At 44.8% G+C, this 14,621-nt stretch carries 16 protein-coding genes; 9 read left to right on the forward strand and 7 right to left on the reverse strand.

The genetic code is table 11. The annotated features are described in order from the left end of the window. The first annotated feature begins 619 nt into the window (after positions 1 to 619). Positions 620 to 1,846, forward strand: coding sequence for a sodium/glutamate symporter (gene gltS, locus RH45_RS01010; protein ID WP_008072762.1), 1,227 nt, complete (start codon positions 620 to 622; stop codon positions 1,844 to 1,846). A gap of 75 nt (positions 1,847 to 1,921) precedes the next feature. Here gltS and RH45_RS01015 read toward each other — a convergent pair whose 3' ends face one another. After that, positions 1,922 to 2,659: a flagellar brake protein gene (locus RH45_RS01015; protein WP_008072763.1), complete on the reverse strand. Its 738-nt coding sequence runs from the start codon at positions 2,657 to 2,659 to the stop codon at positions 1,922 to 1,924. A 157-nt stretch (positions 2,660 to 2,816) separates the two neighbouring features. Here RH45_RS01015 and RH45_RS01020 point away from each other — a divergent pair, with 157 nt between their 5' ends. Together RH45_RS01020 and RH45_RS01025 are read left to right on the forward strand one after the other, a co-directional pair. Beyond that, entirely contained in the window at positions 2,817 to 3,095 is a 279-nt protein-coding gene (locus RH45_RS01020; RefSeq protein WP_008072764.1) for a GNAT family N-acetyltransferase, read from the forward strand. After that, on the forward strand, positions 3,095 to 4,069 hold the full coding sequence (locus RH45_RS01025; protein WP_008072765.1) for a phosphotransferase: 975 nt from the start codon (positions 3,095 to 3,097) through the stop codon (positions 4,067 to 4,069). The genes RH45_RS01020 and RH45_RS01025 overlap by 1 nt, the downstream gene beginning before the upstream one ends. 42 nt (positions 4,070 to 4,111) lie before the next feature. On the opposite strand, the gene RH45_RS01030 is transcribed toward RH45_RS01025, so the two are convergent. After that, the gene (locus RH45_RS01030; protein WP_008072766.1) at positions 4,112 to 4,603 is read right to left on the reverse strand and encodes a GNAT family N-acetyltransferase; all 492 of its coding nucleotides are present in this window, start codon (positions 4,601 to 4,603) and stop codon (positions 4,112 to 4,114) included. Positions 4,604 to 4,837: 234 nt separating this feature from the next. Further along, the gene (trhO, locus tag RH45_RS01035; RefSeq protein WP_008072768.1) at positions 4,838 to 5,818 is read right to left on the reverse strand and encodes an oxygen-dependent tRNA uridine(34) hydroxylase TrhO; all 981 of its coding nucleotides are present in this window, start codon (positions 5,816 to 5,818) and stop codon (positions 4,838 to 4,840) included. 284 nt (positions 5,819 to 6,102) lie between these two features. Here trhO and RH45_RS01040 point away from each other — a divergent pair, with 284 nt between their 5' ends. Both RH45_RS01040 and RH45_RS01045 read left to right on the forward strand, forming a co-directional pair. Continuing rightward, a complete protein-coding gene (locus tag RH45_RS01040) occupies positions 6,103 to 7,284 on the forward strand; it encodes an MFS transporter (RefSeq protein ID WP_008072770.1) in 1,182 nt (393 codons plus the stop codon). A gap of 7 nt (positions 7,285 to 7,291) precedes the next feature. Further along, the gene (locus tag RH45_RS01045; protein WP_039958105.1) at positions 7,292 to 8,218 is read left to right on the forward strand and encodes a Gfo/Idh/MocA family protein; all 927 of its coding nucleotides are present in this window, start codon (positions 7,292 to 7,294) and stop codon (positions 8,216 to 8,218) included. Between the two features lie 42 nt (positions 8,219 to 8,260). Here the strand turns inward: RH45_RS01045 and RH45_RS01050 are convergent, their stop codons facing one another. Continuing rightward, a complete protein-coding gene (locus RH45_RS01050; RefSeq protein ID WP_008072774.1) occupies positions 8,261 to 9,169 on the reverse strand; it encodes a LysR family transcriptional regulator in 909 nt (302 codons plus the stop codon). Positions 9,170 to 9,274: 105 nt separating this feature from the next. Between RH45_RS01050 and RH45_RS01055 the strand changes: the two genes are divergently transcribed. From RH45_RS01055 to RH45_RS01065, 3 genes are read left to right on the forward strand one after another with little or no spacing between them, the layout of a single operon-like run. Continuing rightward, entirely contained in the window at positions 9,275 to 10,492 is a 1,218-nt protein-coding gene (locus RH45_RS01055) for an argininosuccinate synthase-related protein (protein WP_008072777.1), read from the forward strand. A 25-nt stretch (positions 10,493 to 10,517) separates the two neighbouring features. After that, positions 10,518 to 11,249: a 2OG-Fe dioxygenase family protein gene (locus tag RH45_RS01060; protein WP_241211621.1), complete on the forward strand. Its 732-nt coding sequence runs from the start codon at positions 10,518 to 10,520 to the stop codon at positions 11,247 to 11,249. Between the two features lies 1 nt (position 11,250). Continuing rightward, the gene (locus RH45_RS01065; RefSeq protein ID WP_008072780.1) at positions 11,251 to 12,156 is read left to right on the forward strand and encodes a DMT family transporter; all 906 of its coding nucleotides are present in this window, start codon (positions 11,251 to 11,253) and stop codon (positions 12,154 to 12,156) included. A 53-nt stretch (positions 12,157 to 12,209) separates the two neighbouring features. On the opposite strand, the gene RH45_RS01070 is transcribed toward RH45_RS01065, so the two are convergent. The 3 genes from RH45_RS01070 to RH45_RS01080 are packed head-to-tail and all read right to left on the reverse strand — an operon-like array spanning position 12,210 to position 13,844. Continuing rightward, positions 12,210 to 12,686, reverse strand: a complete 477-nt coding sequence (locus RH45_RS01070) for a hypothetical protein (protein WP_008072781.1) — start codon at positions 12,684 to 12,686, stop codon at positions 12,210 to 12,212. Positions 12,687 to 12,716: 30 nt separating this feature from the next. Then, entirely contained in the window at positions 12,717 to 13,382 is a 666-nt protein-coding gene (locus tag RH45_RS01075; protein ID WP_008072782.1) for a PH domain-containing protein, read from the reverse strand. Between the two features lie 30 nt (positions 13,383 to 13,412). Continuing rightward, positions 13,413 to 13,844: a c-type cytochrome gene (locus RH45_RS01080; protein ID WP_008072783.1), complete on the reverse strand. Its 432-nt coding sequence runs from the start codon at positions 13,842 to 13,844 to the stop codon at positions 13,413 to 13,415. Positions 13,845 to 13,990: 146 nt separating this feature from the next. Between RH45_RS01080 and RH45_RS01085 the strand changes: the two genes are divergently transcribed. Continuing rightward, positions 13,991 to 14,617: a cytochrome b/b6 domain-containing protein gene (locus RH45_RS01085; RefSeq protein ID WP_008072784.1), complete on the forward strand. Its 627-nt coding sequence runs from the start codon at positions 13,991 to 13,993 to the stop codon at positions 14,615 to 14,617. Positions 14,618 to 14,621 lie beyond the last annotated feature (4 nt).

Here is a 14,621-nt window from a genome sequence, read left to right on the forward strand (position 1 = left end):
AAAAATAAAATGATAGAAGTGTTTATAAGAGCTTTGTTTAATATGAAATTGCAATGATTTGCAAAATGCAATTTTCATATTGCATATTGGTAATCTGATTTGAGTAAAAAATGCGGTTCAGCCTTCATAAATGATGGTTTTAAAGTTGGCACGCATACTGCATTAGTAAGAGTGACCCTTCTTAAGCCGAGGGTCACCTAGCCAACTGACGTTGTTAGTGAATGAATTTTGTTCACACAATATATAAGCCAATCGCCCTTTTTGCGATTGGCTATTTTTTTGCCTAAAAATTGGTAAAACTTAACTCTCTTCTTATGTTCGAGACATCTCAACTGCGAGACGTTTACAGCGAAACCTATCATCAATATCAGTCAACACTCGACAAATCGCCCCATTTTTATTAATAATGTGCGCTTTCTTTTCGTCACCCTAAGCAAAACTTAGGGTTCAACTGTTGAAATAGAGTGGAATTCACCACTGTTTAGAGGAAGTTTTTCAATAGAGAAATGTGATTAGTTCTGTTCGCACCAGCCGCCGAGAGGCGACGATAGGTTCGAACGTTGAGCCAAGGGCTCTTAACTCGTTAGGGAAGATGAGTGACACACAATAAAGAGGTTATATGAATCAGATAATTTCAATTGGACCACTAGAATCTTTCTTAATCGCGATTAGCGTATTGTTCTTGGGTCACTTTGTTAATTCTAAGCTACCAATCCTGAAGAAATTCAACATTCCTGAGCCTATCGTGGGCGGTCTTATCGTGGCCATTTTCATTACGGTAATGCACTTCCAAGGTGTGGATCTTGAGTTTTCTCTTCCGTTACAAAACACCTTTATGCTGATGTTCTTTAGCACGGTTGGCCTTGCTGCGAACTACACTCAGCTAATGAAAGGTGGCGCTAAAGTGTTTCTGTTCCTCGCTGTGGCTTCGTTTTATATCATCATTCAAAACGGCGTAGGGGTTTCTTTAGCAACGGCATTGGGGTTAGACCCGTTAATGGGTCTGATTGCTGGCTCGATCACTCTGTCTGGTGGTCACGGTACTGGCGCAGCTTGGTCGCAGACGTTCTCTGATACATATGGTATGAGCAATACGTTAGAAATCGCGATGGCGTCGGCAACATTCGGTCTTATCATCGGCGGTATCATCGGTAGTCCGGTTGCGCAAAAGCTGATCGACAAAAATGGTTTTGAGTCAGAGTATGGCCGTGGCACGCAAACCCATGAAAAATTCCCCGAAGTTGTCACGTACAACGAATACGAAGAAGACAAGGTAACAGCGAAGAAAGTGATCGAAGTGCTGTTCATTCTGCTGATTTGTGTGACGGGTGCTAAGTATCTAGAGCAATGGGTGTCTGGGTTTGAGATCAGCTGGTTGATGATTCCTGATTTTGTTTACGCACTGTTTATTGGCGTGTTTATCACTAATATTCTCGAAGTGACTAAGGTAAGTAAGGTCGATACAGAGACGGTCGATATTCTGGGCACGGTTTCGTTGTCGCTGTTTTTGGCAATGGCGCTCATGAGCCTTAAACTGTGGAATATTTTTGACCTTGCTATTCCGTTCTTGGTGATCTTGGCGGTGCAATCTGTAGTGCTGGGTATCTTTGCTTACTTTGTCACCTTTAAGGTGATGGGTTCAAACTATGATGCGGCTGTGATTGCAGGCGGTCACTGTGGATTTGGTCTAGGTGCGACGCCGACCGCGGTCATGAACATGGGCTCTTTGGTTAATAAATTCGGTCCATCACCGCAAGCCTTTATGGTGGTTCCGATCGTTGGGGCATTCTTTATCGATATCGTTAACCTGATAATCCTCCAAGGTTATATCTCGTTTATCGGCTAATTAAATTACAACGCCCTGCAAATGCAGGGCGTTTTTGTATTGTTTGCAATGAGCGACATTCTCAATCGTAAGGGGTTAGCGAAGAGCCAGCTTCGTACCATCAAATTTCAAATTAGCTAACAAGATTTTAGCGTTGTTCTTGCCCATGTCGTTGAACTGCACACCGTATCTCGCGTAGTGCATTGAACGTTGTAGGTTGCAAATTGTACCGAATAAAGGTTCAAACTGAATCTGCTTCCCATTATGTATTTGCACAACGAGGGCGACTTCTTCGCCAACTTGAAACGGTCTACTCAACGGTGGGGCAATAAAACGACAACCGCTTTTCGACAAGTCACGAATCTCACAGTCTAACTTACGAGTTTCAGTGGTCGCCTTAGCGTTGAGATTGACGTCAAATCTTGGCTCTTTACGTAACTGAGACACTTGCATGTCTTTGGGGATTGATAGCATTACTATAGGCAGCGGCTCTTTGACGATGTGCTGCAGCTGCGTCCTAAAGTGGATAATCGCTCCTTCACCACGTGGTGAAATGGCTCTTACCGTTGCCCAAAACCCTTCTTGAAAATAGAAGGCCAAATCGTCATCAGAGATCTTCGGTAACTCAGCTAATATGATGCTATCGGAGTGAGTACCTATAAACGCAGTTTTACAACGGAAAGTACGTCCGACAGGGGTGGTAATGCTCATGGTGAACTCACCACCGTGTTCAACCATCGCGAGAGCGTCAATACTGTTTAATGTAACGACATTCCTCTGCTTATTGTATGGACTGGAACTTTGTTCTTTCATCGCTGCTGCCTGAGTACTCATCTAGCCTCCGTTGCCCGCGCATGATAAATTCACGCACGTTATTATTCTTTTTCCGTCTAAATGCTCAGACTGGTATAAATTCTAAGTATGCGAAAGAATTTGTTCAAATACCAATAGTTAGATTTATTTGAGCTATGTATCAATTTAGGAGTTAATTATGGCCAATACGGTACTTTTTGAGCCGGAGTTGCAGCAATTCCGCGTCCATTTAGAGCAGGAGCACTACGCTGTGGTTAAGTTCACCGTTGAAGATAATACCTATTCGATTACCTCAACCAGAGTGCCAGACGAACTGCAAGGCAAAGGCTATGGCAAAGTGATGATGGAAGCGGTGTTACCAGAATTGGAAAAGATGCAGGTCAAAGTTGTTCCAATCTGCTCTTACGTGGTTCACTATCTCAATCGTCACCCTGAATGGGCACACCTAAAAGCGTAATGATGCAAGAGTCTAATTACCTACCGTTAGTTCAAGAGCTGGGTTTCACTACCCTCCATTCCAAGCAGGTGTTACAGACCCTTTGGGGAGGGTATGGTGAACTGGTGAGGCTTTATGTTGATGACAGCAGTGTTGTTGTTAAGCATGTAAGACTACCAAAACCTGAGCACCACCCGCGGGGTTGGAATACCGATCTTGCTCATCAAAGAAAGCTCAAATCTTATCAGGTAGAGTTAGCCTTCTATCAAGACTATGCTGAGCAACATTTGCAATCATCACCCGTACCACAGCCACTCAAGGTAAAGCTGCAAAATGATGAGATGCTACTTGTAATGCAAGATTTGCAGTTCCTAGGTTACCCCGCCGTTGTTAAAGAGGCATCCTTGGAACAGCTAAGTGCCTGCTTAGAGTGGCTTGCTTACTTTCATGCGCAACATATAGGCACGGGAGGGGAACGACTTTGGCCGACTGGCACATACTGGCACTTGGCAACGAGACCCGATGAGTTGGCGGCTCTGAACGACCAGCGTTTAAGTGCGGCGGCCAGCATAATTGATGAGGTACTGACTCAGGCTCCGTATCAGACACTGGTACACGGGGACGCCAAACTTGCAAACTTCTGTTTTTCTGTTGATGGTCAGCGCGCGGCTGCGGTTGACTTCCAATATGTTGGCAAAGGATGTGCGATGAAAGATGTCGCTCTGTTTATGAGCAGCGCGGTTCTACCTAAGCAATGTGCCAAGATGGAAGCTTGGCTTCTTGACTGCTACTTTGGGCACCTTCGTAGAGCGTTAAATCAGCATCAACCCGATATTGACCGAGAGGATGTTGAGCGTAAGTGGAGACCTTTATTTGCGATTGCTTGGGCAGACTTCCAACGTTCTGTAAAAGGGTGGAGCCCAGAGCACTGGAAAATCAATCCTTATACTGAGCGACTTACCGAAAGAGCGCTCAATGAATTGGGTGTGAGATAAGCTTAACCCCAGCCAAGCTTTTAGGCGTGGTTGGGGCTGTTTCTAGATGATGACTCTGGCCATTGAATAGGTGTTTATGTACTTCCCTTCTCGGAATGAAGCGGCTTTAAACTCACCTTCGATCTCGAAGCCAAATTTTTTGTAGCACGCGATGGCTTTTTCATTATCGACGTTCACTTCTAAATGTATTCGCTTCACCTGAAGCCAGTTGTCAGCGAGATCGATAACGGTTTGAATCAGTTTGCTACCGATGCCTAGACCGTGGTAGTCGTCGTGAACACCGATCCCAAACGTAGCGCAGTGGCTGATCCTAGGTCGTTGAGCCTGTTCAAAACCTATGTTACCCACGACCTTACCATCTACTTCTGCAACGAAGCTATAGACACCGGTCGGTATGTTTTCCAGTCGTTGGGTCCACATGGTCACTGATGGCATTGGCAGCTGGAGGGTCTCGCGTTGAGCACTAGGTTGCGAGTAAATTTCACTTAAAGCGGCAGCATCGCTGACTAGAGTAGGGCGGATGACAATTTCCATAAACATCTCTCTGACTGGTTAAACATTGCTCCACATTAGCGTGAAAGTAAGAATTGTTAAAGCATTGTTTTAAAATTAATTTACAGACGTTATTTTGGATTTTGGCGGGTTGATGGGAACAGAGGTTGTTATGGCTGGTTATTTACTTATTTATTGATTGGCTATGAAAAAGGGAGCCGTGACTCCCTTTGAAAACCAGCAGGTCTGAATACTGAGTAGCAAAGTTAATTGAGGTTATTTTGCTTTTCGCTGCTGCTCTTTGCGGGCTAGTTTCTCTTGACGACGCTTGGCGATAACGTTATCGGCTTCACCACCTACGTGGGTTTCACCACGTGCATTTGCCAGTTGTACTTGTTTCTCACGTTCTCGGAAACGTGCTTTTTGTTCGTCGGTGTGCTTATCTATGCATTTCGGACAACTTACGCCTTTCTCGTAGGCCTCAGATTCCATGTCTTGCTGAGTAATCGGTAAGCGACAAGCATTACACATTTCATAGTCACTTTTCTGTAGCTGGTGGTTAACTGCGACGCGTCCATCAAACACGTAACAGTCGCCGTTCCACATACTTTCTTCTTCAGGCACTTCTTCCAAGTACTTCAAGATCCCACCTTCTAGATGGTAAACCTCTTCAAATCCTTGTTCTTTCATGTAAGCCGTCGATTTTTCACAACGAATTCCACCCGTACAGAACATGGCGACTTTCTTGTGTTTCGTCGGGTCCATGTTTTCAGCGACGTAGTCAGGAAATTCACGAAATGTGTCAGTCTTAGGGTTGACGGCATTTTCAAATGTACCGATCTCAATCTCGTAATCGTTGCGCGTATCAACAACGAAAACCTCTGGGTCGGAGATGAGTTCGTTCCAATCGGCTGGTTTTACATAAGTGCCTACCACGTGGCGTGGATCAATGCCTTCAACACCCAATGTCACAATCTCTTTTTTGAGTTTCACTTTCGTGCGATTGAATGGTTGGCTTGCTTCAAAGGATTCTTTATAAACAATATCCGCTAGACGCTCATCTTGCTTAAACCATGCGAGTAGCGCGTCGACCCCTTCACGAGTCGCGGCAACGGTACCATTGATCCCTTCATTAGCGAGGAGCAGAGTTCCACGAATCTCATGTTGCTCCATCAAGGTTTTAAGCGGCGTTTGTAGGTCTACATAATCTTCAAGTCGCACAAATTTATACAGTGCGCATACTACATAATTAGTCATTGTCTTTCCTGTTAGCGAGCTGAATCGTAAATCCAGAGCTTTAATTTAAATCGCGGCGAGTATAACCAAGTGTAGGGCGGACAAATACCGACAGTTAATAGGGTTAACGATACGAGTGAGTTTTGTGAAATCTGTGTAACCCTACTTTTCACAACAACAGCAAGGCATTACGTGTTACAGTCGGAATTATTATGCGCATTGCTTCTTACATAGCCGCTTTGTCATCATCTTGGCTTCGTATGCAGCGCATAGGATTCGCCCTCGTCAGGACAAGGAAAGGAACCATGACCCGCTCTGATTCATCTTGGAAAACCCCACAAAACTTTTTATTGATCATCTCAATCGTTGTACCTATTGCGTTCTCAAGTTGGATGGCGCTGTTGAACAACTTTGTTATCGAACGGGCTAACTTTGATGGTTCAGATATCGGCTTGTTACAGAGCGTACGTGAAATTCCAGGGTTTCTGGCTTTTACCGCCGTTTTTGTTCTGCTCTTTATTCGTGAGCAACGCTTTATGCTGTTGTCATTAGCAGCACTGACCTTGGGCACTGCGATTACCGGTTTTTTCCCTAGTCTATTCGGATTGTTGATGACCACATTGCTGATGTCGACAGGCTTTCACTATTTCGAAACGCTAAAACAGTCGCTGTCTTTACAGTGGCTGACCAAAGATGAAGCGCCAGAAATGTTAGGTAAGTTTATTTCTGTTGGAGCATTGGCTTCGTTATGTACCTATGGAGCTCTTTGGGTTTGTCTCGAAGTGTTCAAAATGGACTTTGAGTGGGTTTACCTGACTTTTGGTGGTATTGGTTTTGCGCTGGTTGTTTGGATGACGTTTGCCTTTCCTCAGTTCAAATCAGATGTACCGCAGAACAAAAAATTGGTGCTGAGAAAGCGCTACTGGCTCTACTACGCTCTGACCTTCATGAGTGGAGCACGTCGACAAATTTTTACCGTCTTTGCTGGTTTTTTGATGGTTGAAAAATTTGGTTATTCAGCCGCTGATATTACCGTACTGTTTTTGATTAACTATCTGTTTAACTTCTTGTTTGCGAAAAAGATTGGTCGCTTTATCGGTAAAGTTGGTGAACGTAAGGCGCTGATGTTTGAATACGTGGGTTTGATTGGGGTGTTTGTCGGGTACGCAATGGTGCAAACTGCGGAGTGGGCAGCGGCGCTGTATGTGATTGATCACCTGTTCTTCGCACTGGCTTTAGCGATTAAAACTTACTTCCAGAAAATTGCAGACCCTGCTGACATGGCTTCAACAGCAGGCGTCTCATTTACGATTAACCATATTGCAGCGGTGTTTATCCCGGTAAGCTTTGGGTTCATTTGGTTAATCTCGCCTGCGGCTGTGTTTTACATCGGTGCAGCGATGGCTTGCGTCTCACTGCTGCTCTCTCTCAATATTCCTCGCCAGCCAGACGAGGGTAACGAAGTTCGTATTTTAAAGTGGAGCTAACGACATGCTGACAATTGGCATTATCGGTTTGGGGGATATTGCTCAGAAAGCATATTTGCCTGTTATCACTCAACTCGTCGACGTTGAACCTGTGTTTTGTACGCGAAATCGTGAAACGCTTGAGGCACTTGCACAGCAATATCGGGTAGATAAATACTGTGTAGATTATCGCCAATTGCTTGAGTTGGGTGTTGACGCCGTTATGATTCATGCGGCGACCTTTGCTCATACCGAAATCGCGAGCTTTTTCTTACAGCATGGCGTTGCAACCTTTGTGGATAAACCTTTAGCCGACAGCGCGGCGGATGTTGAAAGGCTTTACGAGTTGTCCGTTAAATATCATTGCCCCTTGTACGTGGGTTTTAATCGACGTCACATTCCACTGTATAACGACCATATTCCTGAGCTAGCGAATGGCGACCTTGGTCAGTTGACCTCATTGCGTTGGGAGAAGCATCGTTTTGATCATGCAGGAGAAATACGCACTTTCGTTTTTGATGATTTCATTCACCCGCTTGATAGCATCAACTTAAACCGAAAATCGGATCTGTCTGATGTGTATGTAACGCATCAAATGAGTGGAAGGTTACTTTCGAGATTGGATGTTCAGTGGCAAGCTGGTGGGGCGTTGTTGCACGCCTCAATGAACCGACAGTTTGGTATTACCCGCGAGCGGGTATCGGCAAGCTATCAAAACGTGGCGCTTGAGTTTGATTCATTTGTTGGCGGTAAAAAGTGGCAACAAGCGGGCGAGCAATCATTGATGCTCAAGGACTGGACACCTATGTTAGCAAGCAAAGGTTTTGAGAATATGATTGCTGACTGGTTAAGGGTTGTTGAATGTGGTCAAGTGGCCTCATCGGTGATCGATAGAAACATAGCGACTCACCAGTTAGCTGAAGCGCTTACCAGCAAGTTAGAGGCGTTGTTGTAAGGAGGAAAAAGCGAAGTGAATACTTCGCTTTTTTTAGAATGATTACACTAACCTGTTTTGGATATATTCAATGAAGGTCTTGATTTGACTAGGAATATATTTAGATTGTGCATACTGCGCAATAATTTTTCCTTGATAGTTGCCACCTACATGCCAATCGCGCAGCACTTCGATAACCTGGCCTGAATCGATGTACGATTGAATGGCGAATTCAGGGAATACGGAGAGACCGACCCCTCTCAATACCGCTTCGCGCCGAATTTCACTGTGATTGACGATAAATGACCCATTGACGTTTATCGATACCTTCTTGTTATTATTAGTAAATTCCCATACACGGTCACGTGGGTTCTCACCTAAACATAAGCAATTGTGCCCAGAAATATCCTGTGGGTGAATCGGCATTCCATATTGCTCAATGTACTCTGGACTCGCACACAAAACGAGCCGACAGTGTCCGAGTGGCTTTGCAATTAACCCTTCCATCGGTTTGTCGGTGATCATGATAATGATGTCAACCTCATCGCCAATTGGATCAATGTAATGATCCGCCACTTTTAGTTGGAGAGAAACGTTAGGATAATCATCGATAAAGTCGAGGATGAACGGCATTAATACCTGCCTAGACAAGGCTTTAGGTGCCGCTACTCGTAATGAGCCTGAGACATCTGTCTTATCCACTTGGGCAGCAGAAACGGCCATTTTCGCTGAGTTCATCATGTCACTGCATAGGCTGTAGACCTCTTGCCCTGTCGAACTCAACCGCATTTGTCGCGTGGTTCGCTCCAACAGTTTTTCTTCTAACGCACTTTCAAGACGCGTTATTGAACGGCTGACTGAGGAGGGAGAAACGCCCAATTTCTTCGCGGTTTGGGAGAAACTCCCAGACTCAACCACGTTAACGAAGATTGCCATCTCAGAAAGAAGAGGAATAAGCCTATTTGTGTCCATGGCGCAATTATCCTTTGCATTATGGCTGTATTGTTTCGTTTAAGTTACTTATGGATACTAATTAAGTCAATTGACAACAACAAAAAAGAATAAAGGACGTGAAGCATGAAGAAGATCAGAAGTATCGAGGATGTGATGGCTGTTGCCAGCGTTTCGAAGCACATTTTGACCTTATTCAGTGGAGGACTCGATAGCTCTTATGTATTGGAGTTACTAAAGAACAGCCAAGCTAAGGTGACTGCATTGGCGGTTGACTTGGGTGATGGTATAGAAGAATCAAGCTTAAGGCTGATCACTGACCATTATGGGTTTGATTTGAAAATCATCGATGCTAGGCAGGAATTTGTAGAACACAGTTTAGTCTCTGCTATTCAAGCGCAAGCTCTGTATCTTGGCGATTACCCCGTTAGTTCTTCGCTCTCACGGCCTATCATAGTTAAAAAAGCACTAGAACTTGCAGAGATACTGGAGTGTGACGCCATTATTCATACGGCTAATCAATCACAAAACAGTTTAAGACGCCTTAACGGTGCCATTGAAAAAGCCGGATTTACAGGATATTACGGCTCTCCTTACGAATACTCTGCATTACCCAGAGAAGACAAGGCCAAAGCATTGTTTCATTCTGGGTTAGTCGGCTTTAAAAGCCGCAATGTGAGTGGCGATTCCAATTTATGGTGCCGCGAATTTGAATCTGGTGTTTTGGACAATCCAGAACAGTTCACGGTGTCCGAATCACTGTTTACTTGGTCTCGTTGGCAGACGGAGAAACAGTTAGAAAACGATCAAATCAAGATAGGTTTTCTTCAAGGTTATCCAGTTACTTTGAACGACAATCCTATCAATTTACTCGAGTTAATTGCCTTCATTAACAACCACGTTGGCGCGTATGAGATCGGTCGATTTGTAGGGTTTGACCATCTCGATCAGGACGAAAAGGTATTAGAAGTGCGAGAAGCACCTGCCGCTGCTCTCCTGATGAAGGCTTATAAGCTGCTGGAAACAGCGGTTTTACCTACCGATGTACTCAAGGCTAAAGCGATACATAACGACATGTGGACTCAAGAGGCTGTTGAAGGCCGCTTTGGCAGCATGTTGCAAAAAGCTAGCTATGCGTTCATTGCTCACACTGCCGAATTCGTTTCTGGCAGTGTCCTATTCAACTTAAGCCGAGGTAATGCTCTGGCAACAAGCATAGTTGCTGAGAATCCAAGGTACTTGTGTGACCGAGATGCTTGGGAAGTGGAGGTTGCACATCAGCGTAGCCTACGTTCACTTGCTCTCGATAACACATCAGAGCATGCCCAACAGGTCGTATCATAGGGAGGAACATTCCATGCAGAATGTTATGCACACGACAAGCAAAAATAAATCGGTGATCACTGAGATCCTCAAGCAGAACCAATACGTTTTTGTTGGAGGTAAACAGATGACTTCATTGCTGCAAACCAATGTCGATGAAGTGGTCAGATTTAAACATTGCTGGAGTCAACTGGAGCGGGATCAGTATATGGCGGATGGTGGCACATATCGCTATCGTCGCTACGGACAATTTATGAAGCTTCCCGGTAGCCACGAGATCACCATGTTGCCTCACGAACCCTATGTTCAGCCTTCTTACATCAATAACCTAAATGGTGACATTGAGCGTCATTTTGAACCTCTAACAGACCGGTTTGTCACCTCACCAATTCTGGAACGTCTGCTTTGTTTGATGAGCGATATTTATGACGGTGCAGAAGGGCAAGCAACCAAATGGAATATACGTTTACATCCCTATCGCATTATTGCGGATGACTTTGAAGCGGGGCAACCGACACCTGAAGGGTTACATCGGGATGGAGTCACTTATATTGCTTCAATGATGATCAACAGAAACAACGTTATGGGCGGAATGACGACCATAACGGATGCAAACCAAAACGAACTTGAGCGCTTAATGCTTGATAAGACCTTTGACATCGTCATGGCCGACGATTCGGAGACAATGCACGAAGTGTCGGCCATTCGGCCAGAAAGTTCGGAAAAATGCGCGTACAGGGATGTACTCGTGATCGCTTTTACAAAAATGGAGGAATGACATGACGACGGCAACGAGTTCGTTAAAAAAAGGGAGTTTTAAGTTTCCCGTAACAGAGTCACTACTACTATTAGTGGCCGTGTTTTGGGGAACGAGTTACGGGCTCACCAAAAGTGCCTTGGTTTACACCAGTGTTTTACTCTTCATTTCCATACGTTTCTCAATCACTTTTTTATGTATGCTACCTGTAGTGATTCGAGACTTTCGCCGAGGGCTCAATAAAGACTGGAAGATTGCGATTCCGACAGGCTTTATTCTATCGGCGATTTTTTTCTGCGAAGTGTTTGGGGTTTCGCAAACCTCAGCATCCAATGCAGCATTTCTCATCAGTTTGACCGTGATCCTGACGGCATTCGCTGAGTTAATCATCAACAAAAAACGTGTCAGTAATATGTTGTTGGGGCTGACGGTGTGCAGTGTGGTTGGTGTGCTGCTACTTACCAGTGAGCAAGGCATTGAGTTTTCGCTCAATACTGGGGACTACTTTATCCTTACCGCAGCGCTATTACGTGCGCTTATGGTGACACTCACTAAGCGTTTTACGGAAGGAAAGGAGATAACAACATCGACTTTGACATCGCTTCAATCGTTAGTGGTGGCATCTTGTGCGATCGTTGGAGCGTTGGTTTACTTGCCTGCTTCTGAGTTTGTACTACCGACATCGACAGAGTTTTGGATTACCGTGGCTTACTTGGTTTTGTTTTGCACTTTGTTTGCTTTCTATGTCCAAAACTATGCCGTCCGCAGAACATCACCGACCCGAGTGTCGTTGCTGATGGGAAGTGAGCCTCTGTTTGGTGCTATTTTTGCCATGGTCTGGTTGCAAGAATCACTGAGCTTAATTCAGTTGGCTGGTGGGGCGCTGATATTGTTTAGTGTCGTTGTTACCTCAACCAGAGAAACTTAAAAACAGTCGGGTCACAGAAATGTGGCCCGATTGCTTTCCGCTGCGGGTTGCTTTTATGATGCGCGTTCACCAAATAACTTTGGCTTAAAGGAGCCAAGCAATAACTCCAGTATCAATGGAAGTGCATTAGATGCTCCTATCAACTGCTCTAAGCTGGCTCTCTCTACATAGTCACGGCTTAGTTCTCCATTAACCATTGATGTTTGGGCTAGCGTTACTAGCTCCGGCATCATAGGTACCAAGAAAACGAAGGCGTTCACGGCTAAAAAAGCGATGCAAGCTAACTTCATTTTTAACCAGTTCGGTACACGTTCATAGTGAGTGAACAGGTATAAATCTACACACACTTTTAGTGCTAGACCTGGCAGGATTAAAATGTAGGCGCTTAGCTCTTTATAGACCCCAACATGATACGCCGTTACTGGATCTTCGTGGCCTAATACCGCTCCAATTACAATGTGTGAGAATATTCCTCCGACATACATGATCGTAGCGATTTCGTTGATAAAGTGGATTAGTTTATCTCTCATGTTCAGCTCTGATGTCGATGTAAGAGGGGGTTATCGGTTAAGGTCGAGTTTGTGACCGAGATGAATGACTTCGATTGTTGCGTAGCCCAAAGTTACGGCTTCAAACTGCTTGCTTAGTTCTGCCGCGTGATTGGCATCTTCGGCAAGAAAAGACACCGAGTATATTGGACGAACCAATCCATTTTCCAAGGTCTGAGTATTTAAGTAGGAAGACGTCACAAGCCCCGCTTGATTCAAGCTGATCACACGCTGAAGATCGATCCCGAGTACGCGATCCATTTCTAATGCTTCTACACCTTGCTTCCAGGTAAAAGTCACACCGTAGTTGTTATAGACCGGAGTGTTATCTAGCCATTTTGAACCCATGGGTTGGACGTTGGCGATATTGACTAGCTCTTTTTGGTATAACGGTAACTGTTTGAGCTTGGTAGAGACGTGCTCTTCACTGTCTGCTTCAATAACGAAACGCAGCATTTGCAAGGGCTTACCATCAATTTGGCTCCGAGAAACAAACATATCTTTGATCTCACCTTCTTCCACCAATTTTCCAAATGCGGCTCTTTGTTCTGCCATGGTATCCAGTACTTGTTGAGCATTGTCGGTGTTCCATTCGAGCTCAACAGCAAAGTCAGCAGCGAAGGCGGATGCTGTGGTGAAAAGTGTCGTGATAAGAGCGATGTAGGCTAATTTTTTCATGTTATTTTCCTTTGGATCAATGAGTAGGGTTTACCAGCGTGAGCGGTAACTGCGATGGCAATTGCGACAAGTTTGCTCAGCAGAATCTAAGCCTTGCTGAGCTCGTTTGTAGTCTTGATTCTTACTGGCGAAGTAAAGTGCTTCGAACCCTTCATCCATCTGAGCAAGCAGTTGTTCAAATTTCTCTGGCTTGAGCCAAATGTCGCTTTTTGCCTTACTTCCCGTATCGCTCCCTTCTGGGAACAGTGAGCTCAATGTGTGGCTATTTTTGTAGAGAGTTTCACTCTGCTCGATGAGTAAAGCCCAGTCGGTAGATGCACCATTAAGTGTTTTGTTTGCTTGTTTCGCGACGTCTTCAATTTGACTGAATGCTTTTTGGCGCTGATCTATTGGATCAATATTGGTCTGAGCGACAGCAAGAGCGGGCAGAGCAAACAGTAAGCTGACGATAGTTACTTTCATATTTCGATCTCTTTCTAGTAGTGAGTCACGACAGGATCATTTCTTGTCGATGTGGATCAATTTACACAGCAATAGTTGCAATTGCAACTATTGCTGTGTAAATTAATGCAAATGAAATGATTGTTACGAAATAAACTGGAGCAAATATGAAAGTTTGGGACTTAGCGACACGCGTCTATCACTGGCTACAGGCCTTGTTGTTTATTGGCTTAATGGCGAGTGGTTTCTCAGGAAGTGGTCCACACATACAGTTAGGACTTGCATTGTTCACTTTACTAATCTGGCGACTTATCTGGGGGCAAGTGGGGAGCGAAACCAGTCGCTTCAAGCAATTTCTCCGTTCGCCCAAAGTCGTTTTGCGTTACCTCTTGGGTAACGAACCAACGAAACCCGGGCATAATCCTGCGGGAGGTTGGATGGTCGTAGCCATGATCTCCGCGTTACTACTCCAATGTATATCAGGGTTGGCGTTAGCGGGAATGCTGGATAACCTACCCTTTTCGGAGTTGTGGTTAACAGACACTCTTTTTGCCGCACTTGAATCGATGCATTTGGGTTTGGTCAATGTTCTTCCTGCGCTGATTGGTTTACATGTCGCGGCAATTGTCTATTACAAATTGCGCTCCAAACCGCTGACTTGGGCGATGATCTCTGGGGTTCAGAAAAACGGTCACGCTCAGCTCGGTCTATTCTTTGCTTCACATCGACGTGCTTTAGGCGTGCTTGTGGTGGCGACATCAGTTACCATGGCAATAGTTGCGCTTTCAGCCTAATTTG

The sequence above is a fragment of the Vibrio sinaloensis DSM 21326 genome, from assembly GCF_000189275.1.
In the GTDB taxonomy this organism is placed as follows: domain Bacteria; phylum Pseudomonadota; class Gammaproteobacteria; order Enterobacterales; family Vibrionaceae; genus Vibrio; species Vibrio sinaloensis.

Coding starts and splice junctions, on each gene's coding strand:
- RH45_RS01050 (WP_008072774.1), bottom strand. CDS start 9,169: ATGGACACAAATAGGCTTATTCCTCTTCTTTCTGAGATGGCAATCTTC.
- RH45_RS01020 (WP_008072764.1), top strand. CDS start 2,817: ATGGCCAATACGGTACTTTTTGAGCCGGAGTTGCAGCAATTCCGCGTC.
- RH45_RS01060 (WP_241211621.1), top strand. CDS start 10,518: ATGCACACGACAAGCAAAAATAAATCGGTGATCACTGAGATCCTCAAG.
- RH45_RS01065 (WP_008072780.1), top strand. CDS start 11,251: ATGACGACGGCAACGAGTTCGTTAAAAAAAGGGAGTTTTAAGTTTCCC.
- gltS (WP_008072762.1), top strand. CDS start 620: ATGAATCAGATAATTTCAATTGGACCACTAGAATCTTTCTTAATCGCG.
- RH45_RS01040 (WP_008072770.1), top strand. CDS start 6,103: ATGACCCGCTCTGATTCATCTTGGAAAACCCCACAAAACTTTTTATTG.
- RH45_RS01030 (WP_008072766.1), bottom strand. CDS start 4,603: ATGGAAATTGTCATCCGCCCTACTCTAGTCAGCGATGCTGCCGCTTTA.
- RH45_RS01055 (WP_008072777.1), top strand. CDS start 9,275: ATGAAGAAGATCAGAAGTATCGAGGATGTGATGGCTGTTGCCAGCGTT.
- RH45_RS01025 (WP_008072765.1), top strand. CDS start 3,095: ATGATGCAAGAGTCTAATTACCTACCGTTAGTTCAAGAGCTGGGTTTC.
- RH45_RS01085 (WP_008072784.1), top strand. CDS start 13,991: ATGAAAGTTTGGGACTTAGCGACACGCGTCTATCACTGGCTACAGGCC.
- RH45_RS01070 (WP_008072781.1), bottom strand. CDS start 12,686: ATGAGAGATAAACTAATCCACTTTATCAACGAAATCGCTACGATCATG.
- RH45_RS01075 (WP_008072782.1), bottom strand. CDS start 13,382: ATGAAAAAATTAGCCTACATCGCTCTTATCACGACACTTTTCACCACA.
- RH45_RS01080 (WP_008072783.1), bottom strand. CDS start 13,844: ATGAAAGTAACTATCGTCAGCTTACTGTTTGCTCTGCCCGCTCTTGCT.
- RH45_RS01015 (WP_008072763.1), bottom strand. CDS start 2,659: ATGAGTACTCAGGCAGCAGCGATGAAAGAACAAAGTTCCAGTCCATAC.
- trhO (WP_008072768.1), bottom strand. CDS start 5,818: ATGACTAATTATGTAGTATGCGCACTGTATAAATTTGTGCGACTTGAA.